The organism is Micromonospora matsumotoense (genome assembly GCF_900091525.1).
Lineage (GTDB): Bacteria > Actinomycetota > Actinomycetes > Mycobacteriales > Micromonosporaceae > Micromonospora > Micromonospora matsumotoensis.
The window spans coordinates 15795-40079 of the sequence record NZ_FMCU01000008.1 but is presented as its reverse complement, the minus strand read 5'-3'; the positions used below and the strand labels follow the sequence as shown (position 1 = coordinate 40079).

Here is a 24285-nt window from a genome sequence, read left to right as displayed (position 1 = left end):
CGCCGGCCGGGGCTCGCCCGGTGGGGCCAGCGGCCGACACTCACCCGGTGCGGCCGCCGGCCGGGGCTCACTCGGTCGCCGGTCGGGACGGCGCGACGAACCGGCCCCGGTAGAATGACAGCGCCGGCACGTCCGTCGGCTTCAGGTGCACCTGGTCAACGTCGAGCAGGATGATCACGTGGTCGCCGCTGGTGATCACCTCGTCGCGCCGGCCGGCGAGGATCGCCGGGGTGTCGGGCAGCAGCGGTACGCCGTCCGGGCCGGGCACCCAGGACACCCCGTCGAGCCGTTGCGCCCCGGACAGGCCGGAGGTGGCGAACCGTCGGGCCACGTCCTGCTGGTCCTGGCTGAGAATGTGGATCGCGATCCGGTCGGAGCCCATCAGGACCGGGAAGCTCGACGAGAAGGTGGTCACGCAGAACAGCACCTTCGCCGGCTCCAGCGAGACCGAGGTGAACGAGTTCACGGTCAGCGCGGCGACGGTGCCCTCGGCGGTCACCGCGGTCACCGCCGTCACGCCGGTGGGGAAGTGCCCGCACACCTGGCGGAACTCGGCGGAGTCGAACAGGGGCTCGGCCATCATCGGTTCACCGCCGGGTCGCAGGAGTCGTGGTCGGGGCGGAGCCCGTCTTCGAGCTGGATGAGACACAGGGTGTGGCCGCCGGGGTCCTTCACCAGGTGCAGCCGTCCGTGCGGGGTGTCGACCGGCCCGACGGTCGGCGATCCGCCGAGGGCGCTCACCCGGGCCAGCGCGTCGTCCAGGGAGGCGACGGCGAAGTAGGTGATCCACTTCGACGGGATGAGGTTCGGCCAGGCGTTGTCGAGTTCGAGGATGCCGGCGACCGGGACGTCCCCGAGCGTCAGGAGGGTGTAGGGCCGGGCCGTCGGTGAGTCGTCGCGCTGCTGGGTGGTGTAGCCGAACAGGGCACGGTAGTAGGCCACCGACTCGGCGGGCTCGCCGGTGTCCAGCTCGTTCCAGCACAGCGCGCCGGCCGAGTTGACCGCCTGGACGCCGAGGCGCGACTCACCCTGGTAGAGGCCGAAGGCGGCGCCGAAGGGGTCGATGACCGCCGCGCCGGTGCCGGCCGCCGGCAGGTAGCGCGGCGGCGAGACCAGTTCGCCGCCGAGCGTCACCGCCTGCCGTGCGGACGCGGCGACGTCGTCGACGGCGAAGTAGGTGAGCCAGCCCCGGGGCCGGCCGCCGTGCAGGGTGGTGGCGTCGGAGATCCCGGCGACGTCCCGCCCGTCGATGCTGCACATCCGGTAGGTGGTGGCACCGAGCCGTTCGGCGCGGAAGGTCCAGCCGAGCAGCGCGCCGTAGAACGCTTCGGCCTGCTCCGGGTCGGGGGTGCACAGCTCCACCCAGACCGCCTCGCCGGGTCGGAATCGTGGTCTCATCCGGCTGCTCCCTGGGTGGCCGGGCCCGCGACGATCGTGCGGGCCGAGATGTCGTACGCCTGGTCGGCGGTGCCGGTGGCCAGGCTCGACTCGACCACCTCGACCACCGCCCGCAGGGTGGGACCCGGCACGGCCAGCAGGGTGTCGACGAGGTCGTCCACCACTCGGTCCAGGTCGTCGTCGGCGACCACCCGCACGACCAGGCCCCAGCCGAGGAGTTGGTCGGCGGTCGCGGTCGCCGCGCCGGTGAGCAGGTGGTAGGCCTGCGGCCGGGGCACCGACCGGGCGATCGTGTGCCCGACGCCGGCCGGCGCGAAGCCGTACCGGGCCTCCGGCAGGGACAGCCGGGCCCCGGCGGCGGCGACCGGCAGGTGTACGGCGCTGAGCAGGCCGACGCCGAACCCGATGATCCGGCCCCGGACGGCGGCGACGACGGGTACCGGCAGCCGTCGGATGCGCTGTAGTGCCTCGTCGCTGGCGCGCAGGTCGGCGGCGACCGTTTCCCGGGTGGCGTCGGCCAGCGCGGCGAAGGAGGAGGTGTCCCAGCCGGCGCAGAAGTGTTTTCCGGCCAGTTCGAGGCGGATGAGCGCACAGCGCGCGTCGGCGGCGGCGGTCTCCAGCGCGTCGACGAGGTCGTGCAGCGTCGCGGTGTCGAAGCAGTTGCCGCGCGCCGCGTTGTCGTAGCGGACCAGGGCGAGGCGGCCGTCGTGCCCGGAGGTGCGGGTGATGGTCACCGCGGTATCATACATACCAGTCGGTATGAATACAACGGTGCTGGCCGCAGGGGCTTTGTCACGCGAATGTCACGAGCGAGATACCCGGTTGACCCGTTGACTTGATACCGGCTGGTCGGTACTTTGTGGCGAACGTCACCGCCGCCTCACGCGGAGACATGACGGGTCCATCGCAGTGAAGGACACCCATGATGATCATGAAATCCCTGCGCTCCCGGCGCTTCCTGGCATTGGCCGCCGCGCTGACCGTCGCGAGCGCCGGCCTCACCGGGTGCGGCGGCTCCGACTCCGACAACTCCGGCTCGTCCGGCACCGCCCCGATCCGGGCGCTGCTCGCCGCCCAACCGGCGACCCTCGACCCGATCGTCGGCGCGCGTTCCGCCCAGATCGTCTGGGCGACGATGCTCGAACCCCTGATCAACACCGGCAACGACCTCGCGCCGACCGACACCGGCCTGGTCACCAGCTGGACCCGCACCGACGCGACGACCTGGACGTTCAAGGTCCGTCCCGACATCAGCTTCAGCAACGGCGAGAAGGCCGACGCGGCGGCGGTGGCCAACACCATCACCCTCACCCGGGACAGCGCGGCCTCGCAGCTCAAGTCGTACTTCGGCAACGTCACCGCCATCGAGGCGCCCGATGCCACCACCGTTGTGGTCAAGACCAAGACCCCGCAGTACGACATCCCCGACCTGCTCGCCACCGTCTACCTGGTGCCGCCGAAGTACTACCAGGAGAAGGGCTCGGAAGGCTTCGCCGCCGCACCGGTCGGCACCGGCCCGTACGTCTGGTCGGGCGCGAACGCCGGTCGGGACATCTCGGTCAAGAAGAACCCCGACTACTGGGGCACCAAGGCGACCAACGAGGGCGTCACCTTCACCTGGGCCAACGAGGCCGCCCAGCGGCTCGCGCTGATCCAGAGCAAGAGCGTGGACGTCTCCTTCGACCTGCCGCCGGCACAGGCGAGCGCGGCCAAGTCCGCCGGCGTCAACGTGGTGAGCACCGAGACGGCCATCAAGATCGTCGCCTTCCTCGACTCCACGAAGGCGCCGTTCAACGACCCGAAGCTGCGCGAGGCGGCGGCCCTGGCCATCGACCGCGACGCCATCGTCAAGGGCATCTTCGACGGGCAGGCGGTGGCCGACGCCGGCCTGCTCAACGTCAAGCCCGGTCAGCAGCCGACGCAGAGCGTGACCGCCGACGCCGCCAAGGCCAAGGAGTTGGTCGGCGGGGCGAACCCGACCGTGCAGATCACCTACCCGGCGGCCCAGTACACCAACATCGAAGAGGTCTCCCAGGCCGTCGGTGGCAGCCTGGAGAAGGCCGGCTTCAAGGTCAGCTACGTGCCGCTGGACTACGGGACGCTGGTCAAGCGGATCATCGGTCGCCAGGTGCCCGGCATCTCGATCTTCGCCGGGGTGCCGAACGTCGCCGTGCCGGACTACTTCGTCAGCGGCTTCATGAAGACGAAGTCGATCACCGGCAACTGCCCCGACCCGCAGATCGACACCCTGGCCCAGCAGGCCCTGGAGCAGAACGACGCCCAGCAGGCCAACCCGATCTACGAGCAGCTCAACACGATCGGCGTGGTCCAGAAGCACTGCTACGTGCCGCTGTACCGGCAGGTGTTCAACTACGCGACCGGCCCCGGCGTCTCCGGCGTGGTGTTCGGCCCGCTGAACACCGTGGACTTCACGAAGACGACCCGCTGACGATGTCCGAGGTAGTGGAGACGGGGGTGCCGGGCGACCTCGCCCGGCACCCCCGCACCCCGGCGTCGGACACCCCCGTGCTGGAGGTCGACGACCTCGTCGTCGAGCACCGCGACGGCGGCACCGGCGCGGTCTTCCGCGCGGTCGACCAGGTGTCGCTGCGCATCGCGGCCGGCGAGAGCGTCGCCGTCGTCGGCGAGTCCGGCTCCGGCAAGACCACGCTCGCGATGGCGGCGACCGGGCTGGGTCCACGCGGCCAGGGCGACGTCCGGCTGCTCGGCCACTCGCTCTCGGCGATCAGCCGCACCCGGCTGCGGCGGCTGCGCCCCGAGGTGCAGGTGGTCTTCCAGGACCCGCACGGCTCGCTCGACCCCCGCCAGTCGGTCCGGTCCGGGCTGCGGGAACTACGCGCCCTGCAACCCGAGCGGACCTCCTGGATCGGCGACGCCGACCTGCTCGGCCGGGTCCGGCTCGCCGCGGACCTGCTCGACCGCTATCCCCACCAGCTCTCCGGGGGTCAGGCGCAGCGGGTCTGCATCGCCCGCGCGCTGCTCATGCGCCCGCGCCTCATCGTCGCCGACGAGCCGACCTCCGGCCTCGACGTCTCCGTCCAGGCCGACGTGCTGGCGCTGCTGCGGCAGATCCGGACCACCACCGGCGCGGCGTTGCTGATGATCAGCCACGACCTGGCCGTGGTCCGCTCGCTCTGCGACGTCGTGCACGTGATGTACCGGGGCCGGGTCGTCGAGGCGGGACCCTGCGACCGGGTCTTCGGCGCCCCCGAGAACGACTACACCCGCGAACTGCTCGCCGCGATGCCCGGCGCGCGCTGGAGGTCCCGCCGATGAAGGCCAGCACCGTACGCCGCGTCGGCGGCCGGCTCGCGTCGCTGTTCGCCTCGCTGCTCATCGCGCTCAGCCTGGCGTTCCTGCTCGGCCGCCTCTCCGGCGACCCGACCGCCACCATCCTCGGCCCGCTGGCCCCGCCCGAGCAACGCGAGGCGCTGCGCCACCAGCTCGGCCTGGACCTGCCCGTCCTCGTGCAGTACCTCGACTACCTCAAGGGCGTCTTCACCGGCGACCTCGGCCAGTCGTTGCAGTTCTACCAGTCGAACACCTCGATGATCGCCGACCGGCTGCCGTTCACCCTGCAACTGGTCGGTGCCGGCATGGCCCTCGCCCTGCTGGTCGGCATCCCGCTCGGGGTGCTCGCGGCGACCCGGGAGGGCACCTGGTGGGACCGGGGAGCCTCCACGCTCGCCCTGCTCGGCCAGTCGGTGCCGGTCTTCTGGTTCGGCATGATGCTGGTGGTGCTGTTCGCGGTCAAGCTCGGCTGGCTGCCCGCCGGACAGTCCGGCAGCCCGAAACACCTGATCCTGCCCGCGCTCACCATGTCGGTCTACCCGATGGCGCACATCGCCCGGCTCACCCGGGCGTCGATGAGCGACGCGCTGGCCGAGCCGTACATCGACTCCGCCCGCGCCCGGGGCATCAGCACCCGCCGGGTGATCTGGCGGCACGCCTTCACCAACGCCATGATGCCGATCCTGACGATCGTGGTGCTCCAGACCGGCATCCTGCTCTCCGGCGCGGTCGCCGTCGAGTACGTCTACTCCTGGCCGGGGCTCGGGCAGCTCGCGTTGCAGGCCATCCAGTTCCGTGACTTCCCGCTGGTGCAGGCGATCGTGGTGTTCGGCGCGCTGGTCTTCGTCGTGCTGAACCTGCTCGTCGACGTCCTGCACTCGATCGTCGACCCGAGGGTGAGGTGACCATGAGCCAACTCGAACTCGACCCCGTCACCGCCGCGCCGCCACCACCCCGGCGGGCCGGCCGTCGGGCGCGTACCTCGGTCTTCTGGCTGGCCCTGCCGCTGGCGGTGACCGCCGTGGCGGTGTTCGTGCTGCCGCTGACCGGGCTGCTGCCGGAGCGCGGCCAGGACCTGGCCGCGACCCGCCAGCCGCCGGCCTTCCTCGCCGGCGGCAGCTGGGCGCACCCCCTCGGCACCGACAAGCTCGGTCAGGATCTGCTCACCCAGTTCGTCTCGGCCGGCCGGTTGACCATCGTGATCGGCCTGGTCGGCGCGCTGGTCGCGATCGGCCCCGGCACGCTGCTCGGCCTGCTGGCCGGCTACTTCCGGGGCTGGGTCGACCGGGTCATCTCGATCCTCATCGACGCCCAGCTGGCCCTGCCGTTCATCCTGGTCGCCCTCGCCATCATCGCCAACCGGGGCAGCTCGCTGCCGGTGCTGTTCCTGGTGCTGGCGCTCACCGGCTGGGCGGTGTGCGCCCGGGTCACCCGCGCGGCCACCATGGCGATCCGGGAACGCCAGTTCGTCATCGGCCTGCGCGCGGCCGGCGCGTCCGAGCCCCGGATCGTCTTCCGGCACATCCTGCCCAACCTCGCCGGCACCATCGTCGCCCTCGGCACCCTCCAGGTCGGCACGGCGATCCTGGTCGAGAGCGCGCTGAGCTTCCTCGGCCTGGGCGTGGTGCCGCCGATGAACAGCTGGGGCTCGATGCTGGCCTCGGGCCAGGACGAGCTGAGCCAGGCCTGGTGGATCGCCTTCTTCCCCGGGCTCGCCATCACCGCCCTGGTGCTGCTGGTCAACCTGCTCGGCGACGCGCTGCTCACCCACCACGACCCGCGGAAGAGGCGGCGATGAGCGCACTGCTGAAGCTCTCCGGACTGTCCATCACCGCCCGGCTCGCCGTCGGCGACCTGCGGCTGCTCGACGACGTCGACCTGGAGATCCGGCGCGGCCAGATCGTCGGTGTGGTCGGCGAGTCCGGCAGCGGCAAGACCACCCTGGCCCGCGCCGTCGTCGGGTTGCTCGACCGCAACGTCCGGGTCGACCAGGGCACCATCGTGGTCGCCGGTGAGCAGGTGGTGGCTCCCGGCGTCGACCGGACCGACCGGGTCCGGGGCAGCGCCGTCGGCATGGTCTTCCAGGACGCGTCGCGGTCGCTGAACCCGCTGCTGAAGGTCCGCACCCAGCTCGCCGAGGTGCTGCGCCGCCACGTCCGGGGCATCACCCGGGCCGAGGTCGAGCGGCGGTCGGTGGAGGTGCTGGCGCAGATGCGGATCACCGATCCGGCCCGGGTGCTGGCCAGCTATCCCCACCAGCTCTCCGGTGGCCTGCGGCAACGGGTCGCCATCGGGCTCGCCGTCGTCACCCGCCCCGCGCTGGTGATCGCCGACGAGTGCACCACCGCCCTGGACGTCACCACCCAGACCAAGGTCGTCGACCTGTTCCGCACCCTGGTCGACGAACTCGGCATCGGCCTGCTCTTCGTCACCCACGACCTGATGCTCGCCAGCGACCTGTGCGACCGGATCGCGGTGATGAGCGGCGGGCGGGTCGTCGAACAGGGCGACGCCCTGACCGTGCTGGACCAACCGCAGCAGGAGTACACCCGACGCCTGCTCGCCGCCATTCCCTCGTGGAGCTGAAGGAGAACCCGCGACCCATGCCCGACCAGCCAGGCATCGACGCCTACGCGGCCTACCTCCCGGCGTACGCGCTCGACGACAACAGGCTCGACCCGACCGTGCCGCCGCGTGCCGGTGGCCCCACCCGCAGCGTCGCCGGCTACGACGAGGACACCGTCACGATGGCCGTCGAGGCGCTGCGGCACATCGCCGCCGACACCCCGGCCGGGCGGCACCTGCTGCTGGCCACCACGAGCGCCCCGTACGAGGCGAAGACCTCCGCCGGGGTGGCGCACGAGGCGCTGGGGCTCGACCCCGGCGTCACCGCGCTCGACCTGCGCGGCCACCGGGCCGGCGCGTCCGCCCTCGACCTGGTCCTGCGGGGCGTGGCCACGGCGGCCCTGGCCGACGTGCGGACCACCCGCCCCGGCGCCCCCGACGAACTGGCCCAGGGTGACGCCGCCGCGGCGTTCGTCGGCGGCCGGCGGGCCGCCGTGCTCCTCGCCCGCGCCGGCCACACCAGCGAGGTGCTGGACCGCTGGCGGTTGCCCGGGGAGCGGCACGACCGGGTCTGGGACGAACGGTTCACCGCCGAGATCCTCGTCGCCGCCGGCCTCGACACCGCCCGCCGGGCGCTGGCCGAGGCATCCCTCGACACCGTCGACCAGGTGGTCGTGTCGTCGTCGAACGTGCGGGCCGCGACGACGCTGCGCCGGGCACTCGGCGGCACGGGGCAGGACGCGACCATCGAACGGGCCACCGGCTTCACCGGCGTCGCCCACCCCGGCCTGCTGCTCGCCGCGGCGCTCGACGAGGCGCAGCCCGGCCAGACCATCCTGCTGCTGTCGGCCACCGAGGGCGCCGACGCGTTCGTCCTGCGGGTCGGCGACGGGGTACGCGCGGCCCGGGGCGGCCCCGCCGTCCGCGCGCAACTCGCCGCCCGCCAGCGCCTCGGCTACGGCCGCTACCTGCGCTGGCGTGGGCTGCTCGACGTGCAGGGCCCGGCCCGGCCGGCGGCACCGGCCCCGGCAGCCCCGCCCATGCACCGCCGGGCCGGCTGGAAGTACCGGTTGGAGGGCAGCCGGTGCGACGCCTGCGGCCGGGTCACCACCCCGCCCGGGCGGGTCTGCGCGTCCTGCGGCATCGCCGGGTCGGACGCCGCGACCGGGAAGGTCTCGCTGCGCGAACGCACCGCCCGGGTGGTCTCGGTGACCCGGGACCACCTGACGACCATGCCGGAACCGGAGGTGGCGATCGTCGTCGCCGACGTGGACGGCGGCGGCCGGCTCAGCGCGTACGCCACCGACGTGGCACCGGGCGACGTGGTGGTGGGCATGCCGATGACTCCCACCTTCCGCCGGCTCTGGACCACCGACTCGATCCACAACTACTTCTGGAAGCTCCGCCCGGCACCCGCCGACGCCGCGCCAGGGAAGGACACCGCCGATGGCCAGTAGGCGCACCACCCACGACGTCGCGATCGTCGCGATGGGCTGCACCCCGTTCCGGGACCACTGGAACTCCTCCGCCGACGACCTGCTCGTCGACGCCGTGCAGGAGTGCGTCGGGTCGCTGCCCGACGTCACCCTCGACGACGTCGACGCGTTCTGGGTCGGCACCCAGGGGTCCGGCCTGTCCGGGCAGACCCTGGCCCGCCCGCTGCGGCTGGCCGGCAAGCCGGTGACCCGGGTGGAGAACTACTGCGCCACCGGCTCGGAGGCGTTGCGCAACGCGGCCTTCGCGGTCGCCTCCGGCGCGTACGACATGGTGATGGCGACCGGGGTGGAGAAACTGAAGGACTCCTCGTACTCCGGGCTGTCGGCGGTCTTCCCACCCGCCGACGGCACCGACGTGGACTGGACCGCGCCGGCCGGCTTCTCCCTGCTCGCCCCCGCCTACCAGGCGGCGTACGGGGTCGACGCGCAGGAGATGCGCGCCGCGATGACCCGGGTCGCGGTGAAGAACCACGCCAACGGCGCCCGCAACGAACGCGCCCAGTTCCGCAAGGCCGTCTCCGCCGAGACGGTGGAGCGGTCCCCCCGGATCGCCGGTCAGCTCGGCGTCATGGACTGCTCGGGCGTCTCCGACGGCGCGGCGGCGGCGATCCTGGTCCGGGCCGAGGATGCCCACCGGTACACCGACAAGCCGGTCTACCTGCGCGGGATGAGCTTCGTCGCCGGCTCCGGGTCCGGGATGGCCGCCGACGGCTACGACTTCACCACCTTTCCCGAGGTGGTCACCGCCGCCCGCGAGGCGTACGCGCAGGCCGGGGTGACCGACCCGGCGACCCAGATCTCGCTGGCCGAGGTGCACGACTGTTTCACCCCGACGGAGGTGGTGCTGATGGAGGATCTCGGGTTCTCCGCCCGCGGCAAGGCCTGGCGGGACATCCTCGACGGGCGCTACGACGCCGACGGGGCGCTGCCGGTCAACACCGACGGCGGGCTCAAGTCGTTCGGCCACCCGATCGGCGCGACCGGGCTGCGGATGATGTTCGAGTGCTTCACCCAGTTGCGGGGGGAGGCCGGCGCACGGCAGGTGCCCGACGCCCGGTTGGCGGTGGCCCAGAACCTCGGTGGGCAACCGGGCTCCTGCGTCGCGTTCGTGGCGGTCCTGGGGAACGAGCGATGAGCGCCCGGGTCACCCTCGACGACCGGGTCGTCGTCGTCACCGGGGCGGGCAACGGCATCGGTCGGGCGCACGCGCTGACCCTCGCCGCGCGCGGCGCGTCGGTGGTCGTCAACGACCTCGGCGGGACGGTCGACGGCTCGGGTTCCTCCGGCGCGGCCGATCAGGTGGTGGCGGAGATCCGCGCGGCCGGCGGCACCGCCGTCGCGTCGACCGACTCGGTGGCCACCGCCGCCGGGGGCGCGGATCTGGTCGGTCGGGCGATCGACACGTACGGCCGGGTCGACGCCGTCATCCACAACGCCGGCATCCTGCGGGACCGGACGCTGGCCAAGATGACCGACGCGGACGTCAGCGCGGTGCTCGACGTGCACCTGGCCGGGGCGTTCCACGTGCTGCGGCCCGCCTGGCCGCACCTGGTCGCCCAGGGCTACGGCCGGATCGTGCTGACCAGTTCGTCGTCCGGCCTGTTCGGCAACTTCGGCCAGGCCAACTACGGTGCCGCCAAGACCGGCCTGATCGGGTTGATGAACGTGCTCGCGCTGGAGGGCGCCCGCCGGGGCATCCTGGTCAACGCGATCGCGCCCACCGCGGCGACCCGGATGACCGAGAACCTCCTCGGCGACCTGACCGACCGGTTCGACCCGCAGCACGTGGCGGCGGTGGCGACCTTCCTCGCCTCGGAGCAGTGCCAGCTCAACCGGCACATCCTCACCGTCGGCGGCGGCCGGGTCGGGCGGATCTTCCTGGGCGTCACCCCCGGTTGGTACGGCGGGGCCGCCCCGGCCTCGCCCGACGACATCCTCGACGCGGTGGACGACATCTGCCGACTCGACGACTTCATCGTGCCCGACAGCGGCGCCGACGAGGTCACCCTGATCCAACGGGTCCTCGGCGGGTCGTCCGGACCGTCCGCCTGAACCGCGCGAACCCCATCGGAAGGCAGGCATCATGCCGGTCAGCGAAGTGCACCACGTGGCCATGACCGTCTCGGACGTCGACCGCGCCGCGGACTTCTACGAGCGGGCCCTGGGTTACCGCCGGACGCTGCGGACCGACGTCGGCGGGCCGGGGATCGAGGTGTCGCTGGGGTTGCCCGCCGGCACCACCGGCCGGGTCCAGTACCTCCAGGGCCCCAGCCGGGTCGGCCAGCTCGAACTCATCGAGTGGAACGGCGTCAAGACCCGCACCGCCACCGCCGGCCACCTGGAGCTGGGCACCTTCCTGCTCAGCTTCGAGGTGCCCCTGGACGAGCTGGACGACCTGCACCAACGGCTGACCGACCTGGGCGCGGAGTGTCTGTCCGTGCCCAACCGGGTGCTGCTGGACAACTACGGGTACATCACCGCCTTCGCCGCCCGGGATCTCGACGGCAACCTGCTGGAGTTCGTGTCGTTGCCGTCCCGGGAGGAGATCCTGGCCCGGCGGCGGGGGAGCGTCGACTGATGGCCGGCAGCAACTTCACCGAGACGCTGCGCCGCCAGGCGTTGCGCCGCGCCGACGCCGAGGCCCTGGTCGACGGGGCCGCCCGCTGGACGTACGCGGAACTGGACGCCGACGTGGACCGGCACGCCGCCGCCCTGCGCGACGCCGGCCTCGCCGACGGCGACCTGGTCGGGGTGCTGGGGCGCAACACCGCCACCTACGTCATCGAGCTGTTGGCGCTGAGCCGGCTCGGGGCGATCTCGGTGCCGTTGAACTGGCGGTTGCACGTCAACGAGCAGGCGTACGTCCTCGACCAGGCCGGCGTCACCGGCCTGCTCTACGACGACGACTTCGCCGCCGACGCCGCCCGGCTGGCGACCAGCACCGGGGTACGGACGCTGGTCGCCAACGGGGACTCCGCCGTCGGCGATGCGCGGCGGCTGGCCGACCTGCTGGCCGGTCAGCCACCCGGCGTCCGGGTCGCCGACGCCGACAAGGGCCCCTCCGACGTGCACCGGCTGCTCTACACCTCGGGCACCACCGCCCGCCCCAAGGGGGTGGTGCACACCTGCGGGAACCTCACCGCGAACCACTTCGCGCAGGTCCTCGAACTGGAGTTGACCGCCGCCGACCGGATCCTCGTCTCCGCCCCGCTGTTCCACGTCAGCGGGCTGGAGGCGCCGGGCCTGGCCACGTTCGTGGCCGGCGCGACGATGGTGCTCACCCCGACGTTCAAGCCGACCGACATCGCCCGGATCGCCGCCGAGGAACGGATCACCGGCCTGGTGCTGGCCGCGCAGATCCTGTTCGGGCTGCTCGACCTGGACGACCCCCCGGACCTCGCTGCGCTGCGCTACCTGCTCTTCGCCGGGGTCGCGCCGAGCGTGCGCCAGGAGGTGAAGCGCCGGCTGCCGCACGTCCGCCTGATCGACACCTTCGGCATGACCGAGCTGTGCAACGGGGTCTGCTATCTCGACGCCGCCCACGAGCAGAGCAAGCTGGGCGCGCTCGGGGCGCCGTTCCCCGGGGTGCAGTTGCGGATCGTCGACGAGCACTTCCAGCCGGTCGGCGCGGACGTCGAGGGGGAGATCATCGTCCGGGGGGAGAAGGTCTCGCCCGGTTACTGGAACGACGACGAGGCCAACCGGCGCAGCCGGCGCGACGGCTGGTTCCGCACCGGCGACGTGGGGCGGATCGACGCCGACGGCTACCTGTGGTTCGTCGACCGCCGGGCCGACCTGATCAAATCCGGTGGGGAGAACGTCGCCAGCGCCGAGATCGAGCGGGTCCTCGCCCAGCACCCCGACGTCGCCGAGGTCGCCGTGGTCGGGGTGCCCGACCCGCAGTGGGACGAGGTGCCCAAGGCGTTCGTCATCCTGCGCCCCGGCGCGACCGGCACCGCCGAGGAGCTGCGCGCGTACTGCCGGGCCGAGTTGGCCCGCTACAAGGTCCCCCGGTACGTGCAGCTCGTGACGTCGTTGCCGCGCAACGACTCCGGCAAGGTGCTCAAGAAGGCCCTGCGCGAGGCGGCGGTGTCCGGGTGAGCACCGCGAACCTCGCCGCGATGCTGGCCGGTAACGCCCGCCGGTTCGCCGACGCCGACGCGCTCGTCTTCGACGACCGCCGGTGGACCCACCGGCAGCTCGACGACGACGTCAACGCCCTGGCCGCCGGGCTGGCCACCGAGGGGGTACGCCACGACAGCCGGGTGGCGATCGTGGCGGACAACGTCCCCGAGTTCCTCATCCTCTCCCTGGCGCTGGCGAAACTCGGCGCGGTCTTCGTCCCGCTGAACTACCGGCTCACGGCGGGGGAGTTGGCCCGCCTGCTGGCGCACGCGCGGGTCGGGGCGGTCGCCACCGTGCCGGAGTTCGCCGCGCTCACCACCGCCGCGCTCGCCGACCTGCCGGACGTCCGTCGCTTCGCGCTGGAACCGATCGACGACGGCTGGACTGACGTGCGGGCGCTCGTCGCGGCGCACCGGGGCGTGCGGGTCGCCGACGCCGACCTCGACGACACGGCCCTGCAACGGATCGTCTACACCTCCGGCACCACCAGCCTGCCCAAGGGGGTGCTGCTCACCCACGGCAACGTGAACATGAACATGCACGCCCAGATCGTCGAGTTGGGGCTGCGACCGACCGACCGGATCCTCAACGTCGCACCGCTCTACCACGTCGGCGGCACCGACCTGCCCGGCTACGGCATCTGGCACGTCGGCGGCTGCATGGTGCTGCACCGGCGGTTCGTGCCGGCGGCCGTGCTGCGGGCCATCGGGACCGAGCGGATCACCGGCATGGTGATGGCGGCGACGATGCTGGACATGGTCCGCCGCGAGGCGACGACCGTCGGCGCCGACCTGTCGTCGGTACGCTGGCTGATCTTCTCGCAGGTCACCTCGGCGCTGTTCGGGGTGGCCCGGGAGTTGTTCCCGTACGCCCGGCTGATCGAGGGGTACGGCCTCACCGAGACCTGTAGCGGGCTGACCTATCTCGACGCCGCGCACCAGGAGTCCAAGCAGGGCTCGGTGGGGCTGCCGGTGCCGTGGGTCCAGGTCCGGGTGGTCGACCCCGACGGCAACGACGTGCCGGTCGGTGCCAACGGTGAGGTGGTCGCGCGGGGGCCGAAGGTGAGCCCCGGTTACCTCGACGACCCGGTGGCGACGGCCGCCGCGTTCCGGGACGGCTGGTTCCACACCGGTGACATCGGCTGCTTCGACGCCGACGGCTACCTGTACATCCGGGACCGCCTCAAGGACATGATCCGCAGTGGTGGCGAGAACATGTCCAGCGCCGAGATCGAGAACGTGCTGGCGGACCATCCGCTGGTGCTGGCCGCGTCGGTGGTGGCCGCGCCGCACCCGGTGTGGCAGGAGGTGCCGGCCGCGTTCGTGGTCGGCCGGCCGGGGTTGACGCCCGAGGCCCTGATCGCGCACGCCCGGCAGCGGCTCGGCCGGTTCAAGGTGCCCAGGGAGATCTACCTGGTGCCGGAGTTCCCCACCAACCCGTCGGGCAAGGTGCTCAAGCGGTGCCTGCGGGAGCTGCGGACGACGCTGTGCCCGGACTGGACGTACGACGAGGCGCGGCGCGACTGAGTCTCGGGCCGCCACCGGCCGTCCCCCCGGCTCCACCGCGTCGTTGTCGTTCCGGCCTGCCCGCCGGGACCCGGGCCGCACCGGCCGCCGGGCCGGTGCGTTCAGGGCCGGCGCGTCCGCCGCTGGTGCGTTCAGTCCCGGCGGGTGGCGGTGGCGTGGCGCAGCAGGGCGAGGGTGTGCACCAGGGCGAACCGCCGGGTGCCCCGGCCCAGCGCGTCCCACGGCTTCTTCCAGGTCATCCGTCGGGCGAGGTCCCACGCGGTGCTCCCGTCGTGGGCCAGGCCCCGGACCGTCTCGACCTCGTCGCGGTGGAAGGCCGTGAGGGCCTCGGCGCGGGCGGCGACGTCCCGGTAGGGGAACTGGTGGGCGGGGCAGGCGATGGCGGCCCCGAGGTCGCGGATGCGGGCCAGCGTGCGGAACAGGTCGGCGGCCGGATCGTCGTCGGGGCGGCTGACGATGGCCAGTTGGGTGGGTCCCTCGGCCATCATCGTGTCGCCCGTGAAGACCAGTCCCCGGGTGTCGACGTAGACGGTGTGCCCGTAGGTGTGCCCGGGGGCGGGCAGGGCGCGCAGGGTCACGTCACCGAAGCGGAACTCGGTCTCCCCGGTCAGCGGCACGTCGAGCCGCAGGCTCTCCGGGTGCGCGGCGACGGCGACGGCGTCGGCGTACATGGCGGCGACGACGTCGGGCGGGGCGCCGGTCAGGTCGAGTGCGGTGCGTACCTGCTGGAGGAAGGTGCTGCGCTGTCGGTGCATGGTGGCGAAGTCGTCGGCCCCACCCATGATCACCCGCGCGCCGGAGGCGGCCCGCACCCGGTCGGCGAACCCGACGTGGTCCGGGTGGTTGTGGGTGAGCAGGACCGCCGTGATGGCGTCGACCCGCTGACCGACGGCCGCCACCGACTGCTGGAACGACGCCCAGCAACTCGGGTGGTCGTAGCCGGCGTCGACGAGGACCGGTCCGTCGCCGGTGGCGATCAGGAAGACGGTGATGGACCGCAGGGCGCTGCCGTGCAGGGGGACGGGGATGGCCCAGACACCGTCGACGACCTGGGCGGGGACCGGCACCTGGCGGGCCCGCCAGGTGGCGGCGTGGGCGTCGCTCACGGGTCTGGACATCGTCGGGAGGCTCCCTTACTGTGGGACACCAACATACCGGATGGTCGGAATCTAGCTCAAGGAGTCCGATGAGCGAGGAGCGGACCGGGTTCCGGCTCTGGGCAGCCGCAGAACCGGACCTGTGCGCGATCGTGACCGCCGATGATCGGCGGATCTCGTACGGTGACCTGTTCGCCGAGGTGAACCGGATCTCGCACGGGCTGCGTACCCACGCGGGTCTGCGGCCCGGCGACACCGTCGCGGCGGTGATGACGAACAGCCCCGGCCTGGTCGCGCTCTATCTCGCGGCGATGCAGTCGGGCCTCTACCTGGTGACCCTCAACTACCACCTCACCGCGCCCGAGGTCGGCTACATCCTCGCCGACAGCGCCGCCCGGGTGGTGGTGGGCGCCGAGCGGGTCGAGGATGTCGTGGTCGCCGCCGCCGAGGCCGCCCCCGGCATCCAGGTCTTCGTCGACGGCCTGCCCCGCACCGACCGGGCCCGCCCGCTGTCGGCGCTCACCGCCGACATGCCCGCGACGAGCCCGGCGGACACCCCGGCCGGCTCACTAATGATGTACACCTCGGGCACCACCGGCCGGCCCAAGGGGGTCAAGCGCCCGCTCAGCGGCGTCGACGCGGACACCGGCGCGCTGACCTACGTCTGGCTGTTCCGGGAGTTCGGCATGGAGCGCGACGCGTTCGCGTCCTGGCTGGTGTCGGCCCCGATGTACCACTCGGCCAACATCACTCCGGCGATGGGCGCGCTGCACGCCGGCGGCACGATGGTCCTGATGGACGGCTGGACGCCGGAGGGTTTCCTGCGCCGGGTCCAGGCCCGCCGGGTCACCGGGACCAGCATGGTGCCGACCCACTTCTACCGCCTGCTGCAACTGCCCGAGCCGGTCCGTGCCGGCGCTGACATCTCCTCGCTGCGCTACGTGCTGCACGGCGCCGCGCCCTGCCCCCGCGAGGTCAAGCAGCGCATCCTCGACTGGTTCGGCCCGGTGGTCTACGAGTACTACGGCTCGACCGAGGTCGGCACCACCGTCGCGCGGCCCCACGAGTGGCTGGCCCACCCGGGCACGGTCGGCCGGCCGGCCTCCATCTCCACCCTGCGCATCCTCGACGAGCTGGGCAACGAGGTGCCCGTCGGGCAGACCGGCATCGTCTACATGCGCCAGGGCGACGACCGGATCGAGTACCACAACGACCCCGGCAAGACCGACGGCGCGCGCCGCGACGGCCTGATGACCGTCTGGGACGTCGGCCACGTCGACGCCGACGGGTTCCTCTACATCACCGGTCGCGCGGCCGAGCTGATCCTGGTCGGCGGGGTGAACGTCTATCCGGCCGAGATCGAGGCGGCGTTGATCAGCCACGACTGGGTCGCCGACGTCGGCGTGGTCGGCACCCCCGATCCGGAGTTCGGCGAGGTGCCCCAGGCGCACGTCGTGCTGGCCGACGCCGCGCCCGACCCGGACGCGGCGCTGGCGGAACTGCGCCGCTACCTCACCGACCGGTTGGCCAAGCCGAAGCGCCCGGAGTCCTACGTGCTGCGCGACGCCCTGCCCCGGGACCCGAACGGCAAGCTCTACAAGGCCCGGCTCACGCGCGCCGAAGAGGCCAGCGCATGACCGGCGACATCGACGAACCGGTGGGAGGTGGGCATGGACTTCGCTGACAGCGACACCGACCTGGCGTTCCGGCACGAGGTCGGCAGGTGGCTCGACGGGGCGCTGGCGGACGTGCCCGACCAGGAGGAGCTGTCCCAGGACGCGCGTGAGCACTGGTCGCGGGTGTGGCAGGACCGGCTCTGCGCCGGCAACTGGGCCGGCCTGTCCTGGCCGGTCGCGCACGGGGGCCGGGGGATGGACGCGCTGGCCCAGGCCGTCTTCAACGAGGAGGCCGCGGTACGCGGTGCGCCGTACCCGCTCAACGGGGTCGGCATGATGCTGGCCGGGCCGACGATCATCGCGCACGGCACCGACGCCCAGCAGGCCCGGCACCTGCCCGGCATCCTGCGCGGCGACGAGTACTGGTGTCAGGGCTTCAGCGAGCCCGGCTCGGGATCGGACCTGGCCAGCCTGACCACGGCGGCGACCCGGGTCGACGGTGGCTGGCGGATCAACGGGGCCAAGATCTGGACGTCCAACGCGCACAACGCGTCGCACTGCCTGCTGCTGGCCCGTACCGACGCCGCCGCGCCGAAGCACCAGGGCATCACCTACTTCCTCGCGCCGATGGACGGGTTCACCGTCCGGTCGCTGGAGATGATCAACGGGGACACCGAGTTCAACGAGATGTTCCTCGACGACGTGTTCGTCGCCGACGCCGACGTGCTCGGCGGGGTCGGCAACGGCTGGACCGTCGCGCTCACCACGCTCGCGTTCGAACGCGGCAGCATGGCGCTCAACCTCTGGGTGTGGGCCCGCCAGGCGGTCGACCGGCTGATCGACGTCGCGGTCGCGCGGGGCGTGGCCGACGACAGCGCGTTCGTCGACGCGGTGGGCGCGTTGCAGTGCGACGCCGAGGCGGTCCGGATCGGGTCGATGCGGATGCTCGGCGAGAGCCGGGCCGGCGGCGTACCCGGGCCGGAGACCTCGGCGCTCAAGAGCCTGTGGGCCCGGGTGGTGCAGCACGCCAACCGGCTCGCCGTGCAGCTCGACGAGGCCGGCGGGGTGCTGGTCGACGGCGACGGCGCCGCCGCCCGGATGCGTCGTTACCTGCGCGCCCGCGCCCACACGATCGAGGGCGGCACGGAGGAAGTCCAGAAGTCGATTCTCGCGGAGCGGGTGCTGCGCCTGCCCCGCTCACGCTGAGCGGAGTGGTCTGGTGCGCGCAACATTCACCCAGGAACAGCGGGACATCGGTGCGACCGTGGGCTCGCTCGCGGACGCCGACCGCGGCACCGCCCGCGAGCTGCTGGCCGGCCCGTGGCGGGCCCCGGCGGCTGACGGGCCACTGCTGCGGGACTTCGGGCTGCTCGGGGTGCCCGAGCCGGCCGGTGGCATCGGGTCGGGCCTGATCGACCTGCTGGTCGCCGTCGAGGCGCTCGGCGAGCGGCTGGTGCCGAGCCGGTTCCCGGCGCACGCGGCGGCGGTCCAACTGCTCTGCGGCGACGAGCGGCGCACCGGTCCGCTCCCCGACGAGGTGCTCGACGGCCGCCGGGTGCTCACCCCGGCGGTCGACGTGCCGGGCAGTGCCGGGTGGGCCGACCGGGTGTCGCCGGACCCGCTGGTGCGGACCCTGGTGCCGTACGCGGCGCAGGCGGACGGCGTCGTCGCCCTCGGCCCGGACGGGGTCTGGTTCGCCGACCCGGTCCGGACCACCGCGCGGCAGTCGCTGGACCCGTCGGTGCCGCTGGCGGACCTGACGTTGGCCGCGCCCGAGCGGACGCAGCCCGCCGGGGCCGGCCCGCTGCGGGCCGCGCTGGTGGTGGCGGCCGAGCTGTGCGGGGTGGCGCAGGGGGCGGTCGACCTGGCCGCCGAGCAGGCCCGGACGCGTCGGCAGTTCGGTCGGGTGATCGGCGCGTTCCAGGGGGTCGCGTTCCCGCTCGCCGAGGCGGCCACCGCCCGCAAGGCGGCCTGGGACCTGACCCTGTACGCGGCGTGGGCGGTGGACAACGGCCGGCCGGACGCCGGCATCCAGGTGCACGCCGCCAAGGCGGCGGCCGGTCAGGCGGCGGTCTTCGCCGCCGAGCGGTGCATCCAGGTCCACGGCGGGATGGGCATCACCATGGAGGCGGACCCGCACCTGTTCCTGCGCCGGGCCTTCGTGCTCGACGCCCGGTGCGGGCGGGGTTCCTGGCACCGCCGTCGAACCGGGGAGCTGCGCATCCGCTCCCGCCCGACGTCGCGGGCCTGACCTGCGCAAGTCTTGCCGGGCAGCAACCCGGGCAGTAACATACCGGCTGGTCGGAATAAATGAGGAGAAGGCCGTGAAGTTCGGAATCATGAACCTGTTCCCGGTGGCCGACGGCGCATCGGACCACCAGGTGCTTCGAGAGACCCTCGATGAGATCCAGCTGGCCGACGAGCTGGGCTTCGACTCGATCTGGCTCGCCGAGCACCACTTCTCGAAGTACGGCATCCTCGGCAGCCCGGTGAACTTCGGCATGGCCGTTGCCGAACGGACCCGGCAGATCACCATCGGCACCGCCGTCCTGGTGCTGCCGCTGCACCACCCGCTGCGGCTGGCCGAGGACATCGCCGCCCTCGACGTACTCAGCGGCGGCCGGGTCTCCATCGGCGTCGGCCGGGGCTACCAGCCCGCCGAGTTCGCCGGCTTCGGCGTGCCCCTGGCGGAGTCGAAGCAGCGCTACCAGGAGACCCTGGAGATCCTGCGGCTCGCACTGTCGCAGGAGAACTTCTCCTACCACGGCGAGATCTTCCACTACGACAACGTCACCACCTACCCGAGGCCGTACACGCCGGGCGGGCCGCCGATCCTGCAGGGCACGGTCTCCCCGGACAGCTTCCGGGAGCGCGGCGCGGTCGGCGAGTCGATCATCACCTCACCGAACTTCACGCCGTTGGGCATCATGCAGAAGAACTTCGACCTCTACCGGCAGAGCATGCGGGAGAACGGCTTCGACATCTCCACCTACGACCTGCCGTTCATGCAGCAGGTCTGGTGCGGTGACAGCGAGGAGGGCCTGCGCGCGGCCGCCCAGGCGGCGATGAACTACTACAAGTCCGTCGGCAAGGTCATCCCCGGCTCGGAGGACGCCATCGCCAAGGAACGGGCCTACTACGCGGCCGTCGCCAAGAACATCGAACTGCTGACCCTGGAGCAGACGCTGACCCACGGCGGCAACTTCGGCTCGGCCCAGCATGTCATCGAGACCATCGAGATGCTGCGCGAGCAGCTCGGCATCAACCACTACATCGGCTGGCTGCGGATTCCGTCCCTGGACCGGAAGGCCGCGCTGCGCTCGATGGAGGAGTTCGCCGACAAGGTCATCCCGCACTTCCGGGCCCAGGAGCGTGTCGCCGACAGCGTGCCCACTCCCGAGGCGGTCGCCGGGTGAAGATCAGCTGCTTCCTGAGCGCCCAGTTCGATCCGTCGGCGTCGGCCACCGAGGGCATCGACGGCGTACTGGCCCAGGCCGCCGCCGCCGAGGCGGCCGGCTTCCACGCCGTCTACCTCGGCCACCACTACCTGGCCCGATCGGCGTTCGTCCAGCCGATCCCGCTGGCCGGCTACCTCGCCCACGCCACCTCCCGGGTCCGGATCGGGTTCGGGGTCCTGCTGGCCCCCCTGCTGAACCCGGTCGCGCTCGCCGAGGAACTGGCCTCGCTCGACGTGCTCTCCCACGGCCGGCTGACCGTAGGCATCGGCGCCGGCTACCGTCGCCGCGAGACCACCGCGTTCGGCGTCGCCTGGGAGGACCGGCTGCGGCGACTGCGGGAGTACGTGCCGATGCTGCGCTCCCTGTGGAACGGCGAGACGATCGACATCGCCGGCAGCTGGGGCGAGGTCCCCGGCGCGTCCCTGGCGCTGCGCCCGGCCCAGCCCGGCGGCCCACCGCTGTGGATCGGCGCGTTCGCCGAACCCGCGATCCGCCGCGCCGCCCGACTGGACGCCCCGTGGCTGATCGGCCCCAAGGGCAACGACGAGGAACTGGCCCGACTGCTCGGGATCTACCGGGGAGACCTGGCCGAGCGCGGCTTCCCGCTGGACCGGGAGTACCCGATGAGCCGTGAGGCGTACCTCGGTGACAGCTACCCGGCGGCCGTCGCCGCCGTCCGCCCGCACCTGCAACGCCAGTACGCGGGCTACAAGTCCTGGGACGACGCCCAGTCCCTCGACCTGGACCGCTACCTGGCCGAGGACTGCCTGGTCGGGTCGGCCGACGAGATCGTCACCAAGCTGCGCCGCTGGGAGACCGAGCTGGGCATCACCGAGGTCTCGCTGCGGCACCAGTTCGTCGGCGCGGGCCAGGACGAGGCGATGGCACAGCTCGCCCGCTTCGGCGCGGAGGTCATCCCCAGGCTCGCCGCCCCGGCGACCGCGCCCGGGGTGACCCGGTGAGCGCCGGCAACCTGGCCGGCGTCCTGGAGGGACGGGGCGCGGACCGGGGCGACCTGCCCGGCCTGTACGGCGAGGACGGCCGGTCCTGGACGTTCGACCAGATCGACCTGCTCGCCGGGGGCGTCGCCGCCGCGCTGCGGGCCGAGGGCGTCGGCCCCGGCGACCGGGTCGCCTGCTATCTGACCAACGGCCCGGAGAGCGTGTTCCTGCTCTTCGGCGCCTGGAAGATCGGCGCGGTGCCGGTCACCGTGAGCAGCCTCTACAACGCCGCCGAGCTGGCCGAGTCGGTGGCGAAGACCGCGCCCCGGCTGCTGCTGGTCGACGACCGCCGGCCCGACGTGGTCGCCGGGTTCCTCGCCGCACAGGACGCCACCCGGCCCGCTTCCACCGGTGCCGCCGGCGGTGCCGCCGACCCGGTCCCGGTGCGCTCCGTCACGGCGTCGCTGGCCGGGGTGCCGGCGTTGCCGTGGCGGCGGGAGGTGCGGGTCACCGGGGTCGACGTCGGGTCGGAGGCCGAGGCGTGCATCCTGTTCACCGGCGGCACGACCGGGCGGCCGAAGGCGGTCAGCGTCACCCACGGCGGGACGCGGGAGTCGCTGATGCGGCTGGCCCGGGTCACCACCGGCACCGAGGCCGAGGGCACCGCCGCGCCGGACGCCAGGCCGAACCTCATCGCCCTGCCGCTGTTCCACAGCGGCGGCCAGCACTCGCTGCTGTTCGCGTACTTCGTCGGCCGGCCGGCGGTGGTCTGGGAACGCTTCGGCGTCGACCGGCTGGCCGACCTCATGGCACGGTTCGGTTTCGACAACCTCTTCCTGCTGCCCACCATGGTCTTCGACATCGTGCACGCCGACCGGGATCTGCCGTTCGACGGGGTCAAGTCGGTCCTGGTGGCCGGGCAGGCGATCTCCTGGCCGGTGCGGCGCGCGTTCGAGCAGCGCTACCGGGTGCCCATCCTGGTCAACTACGGCTCGACCGAGGCCGGGCACATCGCCGGCTGGACCGGGCGGGACATGAAGGCCGGCCGGTGGAAGCCGGGCTCCGCCGGCCGGGTCTACCCGGGCGTCGAGCTGGAGATCCGCGACGACGCCGGCACGGCGCTGCCGACCGACGCGGCGGGCGAGGTGGTGGTCCGCTCCGCGCTGACCAGGGGGTACGTCGACGACGCCGCCGCGTCGGCCGAGCTGGTCCGGGACGGCTGGGTGCACACCGGCGACATGGGCTACGTCGACGCCGACGGGGTGCTCTTCCTGGTCGGCCGCAAGCGGGACATGATCAAGTGCGGGGGTTTCCAGGTCTGGCCGGAGGAGATCGAGGACGAACTGCGGGCGCATCCGCTGGTGCGGGACGTCCGGGTGCTCGGCCGGCCGGACGACCGGCTGGGCGAGATCCCGGTGGCGCTGGTGGTCCGGGTGGCCGACGACGCGGTCTCCGACACCGACCTTACCGCGCGGCTCGTCGCGTACGCCCGGGAGCGGCTGGCCCACTTCAAGGCCCCCCGGCGGATCGAGTTCGTGCCGGCCCTGGAACGCAGCGCCACCGGCAAGATCAGCCGCGCGGCGGCCCTCCTGCCGGAGGCGGGCGGGACCAGCCGCGCGGCGGCAACGTCGCCCGACACGACTGAGGTCGACCGCGCGGCGGCCGCCCTGCCGGCGGCGGACAGGACCGCCTCCGTGGCGGTGTCCCGGCCGGACGACGGCGGGACCAGCCGATCGACAGCTAGGGGGAGCCGATGAGGTTCGGCATCATGGCGTCGCACCAGTACCCGCCGGGCGACGACCTCCGCAGGCACCTCGACGACCTGTTCGGCACCGTCGAACTGGCCGCGGAGCTGGGCTACGACTCGGTGTGGACGATCAACCACTTCCAGTCCAACCTGGCCACCCCGCAGCCGATCTCGATGCTGGCGAGCCTGATCCCGCGCTCGGGCGACATGCTGCTCGGCACCGGCATCCTGCTGCTGCCGATGTTCCATCCGGTGCACGTCGCCGAGGAGTTCGCCACCCTGGACCACCTCTCCGGCGGACGGGTGGTCCTCGGGGTCGGCGCGGGCTACCGGGAGAACGAGTTCGCGGCGTTCGGCGTCGACCCGGAGACCCGGTTCCGTCGGTTCGACGAGAGCCTGCGGCTCATCCGGGCGCTGTGGAGCGGCGCGCCGGTCACCCATGACGGGGAGTTCTATCCGCAGGTCGACGCCACCATCGGCATCCCGCCGCTGACCCCGGGCGGCCCACCGATCTGGATCGGCGCCGGGGGCAAGAAGGCGGTCCGTCGGGCGGCCCGGCTCGGCGACGCCTGGTACGCGCCGGGCAACTCCCCGAGCCGCCGGTTCCTGCCGGAGCACCTGGCGGTCTACAACGAGGCGCTGGCCGAGTACGGCCGGGACCCGGCGACGGTGCAGCGGCCCGTCGGGGTGGAGTTGTACTGCGCGCCGAGCACCGAACAGGCCGTCGCGGAGGCGCTGCCGCACGCCCGGGTCGAGTACTCGACGTACGCCGAGTATCCGGCGCTGCGCTGGCAGCGGGACCGCTTCGACGAACTGGTCCGCAACACGCTGCTGTTGGGCTCGCCCGAACTCCTCGTCGAGCGGATCAGCGCGCTGCGTGACCTGGGCTTCGACCACCTCATCTTCCGTCCCGGGTGGCTCGGGATGCCGACCGAGAAGCTCCGCGCCTCGCTGCGGCTGTTCGCCACCGAAGTGATCCCCGCCTTCCGTACCACCTGACCTAA

22 protein-coding genes are annotated in these 24285 nt (G+C 72.7%); 18 read left to right on the top strand and 4 right to left on the bottom strand.

Going from position 1 to position 24285, the window contains the following annotated elements; translation table 11 throughout:
• Positions 1 to 67: 67 nt before the first annotated feature.
• From GA0070216_RS17205 to GA0070216_RS17195, 3 genes are read right to left on the bottom strand one after another with little or no spacing between them, the layout of a single operon-like run.
• A complete protein-coding gene (locus GA0070216_RS17205; protein ID WP_091246984.1) occupies positions 68 to 583 on the bottom strand; it encodes a flavin reductase family protein in 516 nt (171 codons plus the stop codon).
• Positions 580 to 1398: a VOC family protein gene (locus tag GA0070216_RS17200; RefSeq protein WP_091246982.1), complete on the bottom strand. Its 819-nt coding sequence runs from the start codon at positions 1396 to 1398 to the stop codon at positions 580 to 582. Before GA0070216_RS17200 ends, GA0070216_RS17205 begins: the two co-directional genes overlap by 4 nt.
• Positions 1395 to 2132, bottom strand: coding sequence for an enoyl-CoA hydratase/isomerase family protein (locus GA0070216_RS17195; RefSeq protein ID WP_176739010.1), 738 nt, complete (start codon positions 2130 to 2132; stop codon positions 1395 to 1397). The genes GA0070216_RS17200 and GA0070216_RS17195 overlap by 4 nt, the downstream gene beginning before the upstream one ends.
• A gap of 191 nt (positions 2133 to 2323) precedes the next feature.
• Here GA0070216_RS17195 and GA0070216_RS17190 point away from each other — a divergent pair, with 191 nt between their 5' ends.
• The 11 genes from GA0070216_RS17190 to GA0070216_RS17140 are packed head-to-tail and all read left to right on the top strand — an operon-like array spanning position 2324 to position 14422.
• A complete protein-coding gene (locus tag GA0070216_RS17190) occupies positions 2324 to 3847 on the top strand; it encodes an ABC transporter substrate-binding protein (RefSeq protein ID WP_176739009.1) in 1524 nt (507 codons plus the stop codon).
• Positions 3848 to 3849: 2 nt separating this feature from the next.
• Entirely contained in the window at positions 3850 to 4695 is an 846-nt protein-coding gene (locus GA0070216_RS17185; RefSeq protein WP_091246975.1) for an ABC transporter ATP-binding protein, read from the top strand.
• Positions 4692 to 5615 carry an ABC transporter permease gene (locus GA0070216_RS17180; RefSeq protein ID WP_091246972.1) on the top strand — a complete coding sequence of 308 codons (924 nt, stop codon included), beginning with the start codon at positions 4692 to 4694 and terminating at the stop codon, positions 5613 to 5615. The genes GA0070216_RS17185 and GA0070216_RS17180 overlap by 4 nt, the downstream gene beginning before the upstream one ends.
• A gap of 2 nt (positions 5616 to 5617) precedes the next feature.
• Positions 5618 to 6508 carry an ABC transporter permease gene (locus tag GA0070216_RS17175; RefSeq protein ID WP_091246967.1) on the top strand — a complete coding sequence of 297 codons (891 nt, stop codon included), beginning with the start codon at positions 5618 to 5620 and terminating at the stop codon, positions 6506 to 6508.
• Positions 6505 to 7296: an ABC transporter ATP-binding protein gene (locus GA0070216_RS17170; protein ID WP_091246965.1), complete on the top strand. Its 792-nt coding sequence runs from the start codon at positions 6505 to 6507 to the stop codon at positions 7294 to 7296. Before GA0070216_RS17175 ends, GA0070216_RS17170 begins: the two co-directional genes overlap by 4 nt.
• Before the next feature lie 17 nt (positions 7297 to 7313).
• Positions 7314 to 8732, top strand: a complete 1419-nt coding sequence (locus tag GA0070216_RS17165; RefSeq protein WP_141723121.1) for a zinc ribbon domain-containing protein — start codon at positions 7314 to 7316, stop codon at positions 8730 to 8732.
• Entirely contained in the window at positions 8722 to 9906 is a 1185-nt protein-coding gene (locus GA0070216_RS17160) for an acetyl-CoA acetyltransferase (protein WP_091246959.1), read from the top strand. Before GA0070216_RS17165 ends, GA0070216_RS17160 begins: the two co-directional genes overlap by 11 nt.
• Positions 9903 to 10823 (top strand): SDR family NAD(P)-dependent oxidoreductase, encoded by a 921-nt coding sequence (locus GA0070216_RS17155; RefSeq protein ID WP_091246957.1) that lies wholly within the window; start codon positions 9903 to 9905, stop codon positions 10821 to 10823. The genes GA0070216_RS17160 and GA0070216_RS17155 overlap by 4 nt, the downstream gene beginning before the upstream one ends.
• Before the next feature lie 31 nt (positions 10824 to 10854).
• Complete coding sequence (locus tag GA0070216_RS17150; protein ID WP_091246955.1) at positions 10855 to 11349, top strand: VOC family protein; 495 nt, start codon at positions 10855 to 10857, stop codon at positions 11347 to 11349.
• Positions 11349 to 12872, top strand: a complete 1524-nt coding sequence (locus tag GA0070216_RS17145; RefSeq protein ID WP_091246952.1) for a class I adenylate-forming enzyme family protein — start codon at positions 11349 to 11351, stop codon at positions 12870 to 12872. Before GA0070216_RS17150 ends, GA0070216_RS17145 begins: the two co-directional genes overlap by 1 nt.
• Entirely contained in the window at positions 12869 to 14422 is a 1554-nt protein-coding gene (locus tag GA0070216_RS17140) for a class I adenylate-forming enzyme family protein (RefSeq protein WP_091246950.1), read from the top strand. The genes GA0070216_RS17145 and GA0070216_RS17140 overlap by 4 nt, the downstream gene beginning before the upstream one ends.
• Before the next feature lie 131 nt (positions 14423 to 14553).
• Here GA0070216_RS17140 and GA0070216_RS17135 read toward each other — a convergent pair whose 3' ends face one another.
• Complete coding sequence (locus tag GA0070216_RS17135) at positions 14554 to 15540, bottom strand: MBL fold metallo-hydrolase (protein ID WP_091246948.1); 987 nt, start codon at positions 15538 to 15540, stop codon at positions 14554 to 14556.
• Positions 15541 to 15608: 68 nt separating this feature from the next.
• On the opposite strand from GA0070216_RS17135, the gene GA0070216_RS17130 reads away from it, so the two are divergent.
• The 7 genes from GA0070216_RS17130 to GA0070216_RS17100 all read left to right on the top strand — a co-directional run bounded on the left by GA0070216_RS17130 (position 15609) and on the right by GA0070216_RS17100 (position 24280).
• Positions 15609 to 17156: an AMP-binding protein gene (locus GA0070216_RS17130; RefSeq protein WP_091246946.1), complete on the top strand. Its 1548-nt coding sequence runs from the start codon at positions 15609 to 15611 to the stop codon at positions 17154 to 17156.
• A gap of 33 nt (positions 17157 to 17189) precedes the next feature.
• A complete protein-coding gene (locus GA0070216_RS17125; RefSeq protein ID WP_091246944.1) occupies positions 17190 to 18341 on the top strand; it encodes an acyl-CoA dehydrogenase family protein in 1152 nt (383 codons plus the stop codon).
• A gap of 13 nt (positions 18342 to 18354) precedes the next feature.
• Positions 18355 to 19386 carry an acyl-CoA dehydrogenase family protein gene (locus tag GA0070216_RS17120; RefSeq protein ID WP_176739008.1) on the top strand — a complete coding sequence of 344 codons (1032 nt, stop codon included), beginning with the start codon at positions 18355 to 18357 and terminating at the stop codon, positions 19384 to 19386.
• A gap of 73 nt (positions 19387 to 19459) precedes the next feature.
• Positions 19460 to 20551, top strand: a complete 1092-nt coding sequence (locus tag GA0070216_RS17115) for an LLM class flavin-dependent oxidoreductase (protein ID WP_091246939.1) — start codon at positions 19460 to 19462, stop codon at positions 20549 to 20551.
• The gene (locus tag GA0070216_RS17110) at positions 20548 to 21555 is read left to right on the top strand and encodes an LLM class flavin-dependent oxidoreductase (protein ID WP_176739007.1); all 1008 of its coding nucleotides are present in this window, start codon (positions 20548 to 20550) and stop codon (positions 21553 to 21555) included. Before GA0070216_RS17115 ends, GA0070216_RS17110 begins: the two co-directional genes overlap by 4 nt.
• Positions 21552 to 23291, top strand: coding sequence for a class I adenylate-forming enzyme family protein (locus tag GA0070216_RS17105; RefSeq protein ID WP_091246934.1), 1740 nt, complete (start codon positions 21552 to 21554; stop codon positions 23289 to 23291). The genes GA0070216_RS17110 and GA0070216_RS17105 overlap by 4 nt, the downstream gene beginning before the upstream one ends.
• Positions 23288 to 24280 (top strand): LLM class flavin-dependent oxidoreductase, encoded by a 993-nt coding sequence (locus tag GA0070216_RS17100; RefSeq protein WP_091246931.1) that lies wholly within the window; start codon positions 23288 to 23290, stop codon positions 24278 to 24280. The genes GA0070216_RS17105 and GA0070216_RS17100 overlap by 4 nt, the downstream gene beginning before the upstream one ends.
• The last annotated feature ends 5 nt before the right edge of the window (positions 24281 to 24285 follow it).